This window comes from Curvibacter soli (assembly GCF_029211125.1).
GTDB classification, from domain to species: Bacteria; Pseudomonadota; Gammaproteobacteria; order Burkholderiales; family Burkholderiaceae_C; genus Curvibacter_A; species Curvibacter_A soli.
In genome coordinates this window covers 1-3,466 of the sequence record NZ_JARGEN010000068.1, presented here as the reverse complement: position 1 = coordinate 3,466, position 3,466 = coordinate 1, and the positions used below count along the sequence as shown (strand labels likewise).

Annotated in this window: 4 protein-coding genes; 1 reads left to right on the top strand and 3 read right to left on the bottom strand. The window is 65.6% G+C overall.

The annotated features are described in order from the left end of the window. Positions 1-87: 87 nt before the first annotated feature. The 3 genes from trpD to PY257_RS14255 are packed head-to-tail and all read right to left on the bottom strand — an operon-like array spanning position 88 to position 2,381. Entirely contained in the window at positions 88-1,122 is a 1,035-nt protein-coding gene (trpD, locus tag PY257_RS14265; protein ID WP_275742990.1) for an anthranilate phosphoribosyltransferase, read from the bottom strand. A 17-nt stretch (positions 1,123-1,139) separates the two neighbouring features. Then, positions 1,140-1,805, bottom strand: a complete 666-nt coding sequence (locus tag PY257_RS14260; protein ID WP_275742988.1) for a LysE family translocator — start codon at positions 1,803-1,805, stop codon at positions 1,140-1,142. A 3-nt stretch (positions 1,806-1,808) separates the two neighbouring features. Then, positions 1,809-2,381: an aminodeoxychorismate/anthranilate synthase component II gene (locus PY257_RS14255; protein WP_275742986.1), complete on the bottom strand. Its 573-nt coding sequence runs from the start codon at positions 2,379-2,381 to the stop codon at positions 1,809-1,811. Positions 2,382-3,133: 752 nt separating this feature from the next. Here PY257_RS14255 and PY257_RS14250 point away from each other — a divergent pair. Next, positions 3,134-3,466, top strand: a 333-nt coding sequence (locus PY257_RS14250; RefSeq protein WP_275742985.1) for a helix-turn-helix domain-containing protein, incomplete at its 3' end; no start/stop codon positions are given.

The following is a 3,466-nucleotide window of genomic DNA, read 5'->3' as shown; positions in this document are numbered from 1 at the left end:
CGGGCCGCCGGTATCGCCCCCGGCGAGGGGGTTGGCGGCCACACGCAGTGGGCAAGCCTGGGGGAGTGTTCCATCTCAGGCAACCCTTCATGCCACGGCGAGCGCCGCCGATGCGGCCACCAGCTCTTGCAGCTTGGCCTGGGCCGCTCCTGATTCGATAGCTGCCCGCGCTTTGTCCATGCCCGCGGAGATCGAATTCACCACATTGGCCGCATACAGCGCCGCCCCGGCGTTGAACACCACGATGTCGTGCGCCGGCCCCTTCTGCCCCGCCAGCACGGCGCGCAGCAGCGCGCGCGACTGCTCGGGCGTCTCCACGCGCAGCGCGCGGCTGCCCGCCATGGGCAGGCCGAAGTCCTCGGGGTGGATTTCGTATTCGATGATCTGCCCATCCTTCAGCTCGCCCACCAGGGTGGCGCCGCCCAGGCTGATCTCGTCCATGCCATCCTTGCCATGGACCACCAGCGCATGCTCGGCGCCCAGGCGCTGCAGCGCGCGCACCTGGATGCCCACCAGGTCGGGATGGAACACGCCCATGAGGATGTTCGGCGCGTCCGCCGGGTTGGTCAGTGGGCCCAGGATGTTGAAGATGGTGCGCACGCCCAGCTCCTTGCGCACCGGGGCCACGTTCTTCATGGCCGGGTGGTGGTTGGGCGCGAACATGAAGCCGATGCCCACCTGCGCGATGGTCTGCGCGATGGCCTCGGGCTTCAGGTTCAGGCTGATGCCCAGGCTTTCCGCCACGTCGGCGCTGCCGGACTTGCTCGACACGCCGCGCCCGCCGTGCTTGCTGACCCTGGCACCCGCCGCCGCCGCCACGAACATGGCGCAGGTGGAGATGTTGAAGCTGCCCGCACCGTCGCCGCCCGTGCCCACGATGTCCACCAGGTGCGTCTTGTCGGCCACGTGGACCTTGGTGGAGAACTCGCGCATCACCTGCGCGGCGGCGGTGATCTCGCCGATGGTCTCCTTCTTCACGCGCAGGCCGGTGATGAGCGCCGCCGTCATCACGGGCGACAACTCGCCGCCCATGATGAGGCGCATGAGGTGCAGCATCTCGTCGTGGAAGATCTCGCGGTGCTCGATGGTGCGCTGCAGTGCTTCCTGGGGGGTGATGGGCATGGAGGATCTCCTCGGATTCATGAAGCGGGATTGTCGGCGAGCGCCAGCCGCACGCCCAAGCCGATGAATAGAACGCCGGCGGCGCGGTCGAGCCAGCGCAGGCCGCGCCGCATGGCGCCCACGCGCCGCGCCAGCGCGGCGGCCAGCAGCGCCCAGCCGATGCCGACCGGGACCGAATCGGCGATGAACAGCAAGCCCAGCAGCATGAACGCCAGCGGCTTGTGCGGCGCGCCGGGGGCGATGAACTGCGGCACGAAGGCCAGGAAGAACAGCGCGACCTTGGGGTTCAGCACGTTGGTGCAGAAGCCGCCGAAGAATATGCCTTTTTGGCCTCCAGCGCTTATTCCACCTGCGCTACCAGCTACTAAATCAGGAGCACCACGCGGCACGGCGCCGGGCCGGCTACCCCACAGCAGCCGCAGCCCCATCCAGGCCAGGTAGGCCGCGCCCAGCCACTTGAGCGCGGCGAACGCCGTGGCCGACGCGGCCAGCAGCGCGCTCACACCCAACGCCGTGGCCAGCACGTGCACCAGGCAGCCGGCGGCAATGCCCAGCCCCGCGACGATGCCCGCGCGCAGGCCGCCGCGCAGCGCGTGGCCCACGATGTAGAGCGCGTCCGGGCCGGGCACCAGGTTCAGCAGCAGCCCGGCGGCGATGAAGACGCCGATGTGCTCGATGCCCATGCCTCACGCCTGTTCAAGGAAGTTGCGCAGCATGGCGTGGCCATGCTCGGTCAGGATGGACTCGGGGTGGAACTGCACGCCCTGTATCGGCAGCTCCGCGTGGCGCACGCCCATGATCTCGCCGTCGTCCGTCCAGGCCGTGCGCCGGAGCACCGGCGGGCAGCCGTCGGGCGCGATGGCCAGCGAGTGGTAGCGGTTCACCGTGAACTGCCTGGGCAGCCCGGCGAACACGCCTTCCTGGGTGGTGGTGATGACGCTGGTCTTGCCATGCATGAGCGCCCGCGCCCGCACCACCTTGCCGCCGAAAGCCACGCCGATGGCCTGGTGGCCCAGGCAGACGCCCAGGATCGGCAGCCTGCCGGCGAAGTGCCGGATGGCCGCAACCGAGATGCCCGCCTCCGCCGGCGAGGAGGGGCCGGGGGAGATGGCCAGCCGCTCGGGCGCGCGCTCCGCGATACCTTCGAGCGTGATCTCGTCGTTGCGGTACACCTCCACCTGCGCACCCAGTTCGCCGAAGTACTGGACGATGTTGTAGGTGAAGCTGTCGTAGTTGTCGATCATCAGCAGCCTAGTCATTGTAAGTTCTTGATTTTATTGATGTATTTTAACGAAGCCGAGATTTTATATACACAGCCATATACACACCGGCGCTGGACTGCGGTGGCATCGGCCGCCGACCGGGCAACTTTCGACCAGTCTTGATGATCCTCTGCGCGAAGGTCGCATGTGTTCAAGCCATGCGCGACACAGGCCGGCCTCGCATGACAGGCGTGGCTGTCGCGACGCAAAAAGGGGGAGTTGGCGACCGCGGCGAGCAGGCACGGTGAACCGGACACCGCTCATCCTGCGCGGCGGTTCGTTTTGGCAAAAACTGCTTGCGCGCCCACGAGGCGGGGAGCGAAATGAACAGGTGTCTTCTGAGGGCATCGGACAATCTCCTTTAATCTTGGAGCCGCCGTGCCGGAGAGAGCCATCTAACTTAACCCTGCCTGCCGGTACGGCGACAAGGTGCGGTTCGAGACCGCAACGACATGCCGCTTCCTAATGGAAGCGCCACCACTGAGCTAGGTTAATCGAAGCAGTACGGGTCATGTGAGACTCGGGTCAATCCAGTTGCAGTTGAGCCTATGCGCAGAATGAAGGTGTGACCCCTATCCTCTCCACGCCGCTCGGCTCAACGATTGTAACAGTAACATGCCCCCAGATCTCTTGCACCGATGGTCCACGGTGAACTTCCATCACGCTAGTAGTCAGTCACCATGAATCGATAGGATAATTGGCCCACAAGTTGCAGACAGAGTTGCATTGCCACCCCTGAGGAGACTGCCATGCCGGCCATCAAGTATCGAGTCACGCTGACGGATGAAGAGGTTCAAATGCTGGAAGCCTTGCTGCGCAAGGGGAAAAGCTCGGCGCGCAAGCAAACACGGGCGCGGATACTGCTCAAGGCAGCAGCCGGCTGCAAGGATGCGGCGATCATGGAAGCCCTGGGGGTTTCTGCCACCATGGTCTACAACACCCGGCAAAGATGTGTCGAGGAAGGCGTCGAAGCGGCCTTGAGCGACCGGCCGCGTCCGGGAAAGGCACCGAAATTGACGGACAAACAGTGCGCTCACGTGATCGCCACCGCCTGTACGCCGCCCCCCGCAGGACATGATCAC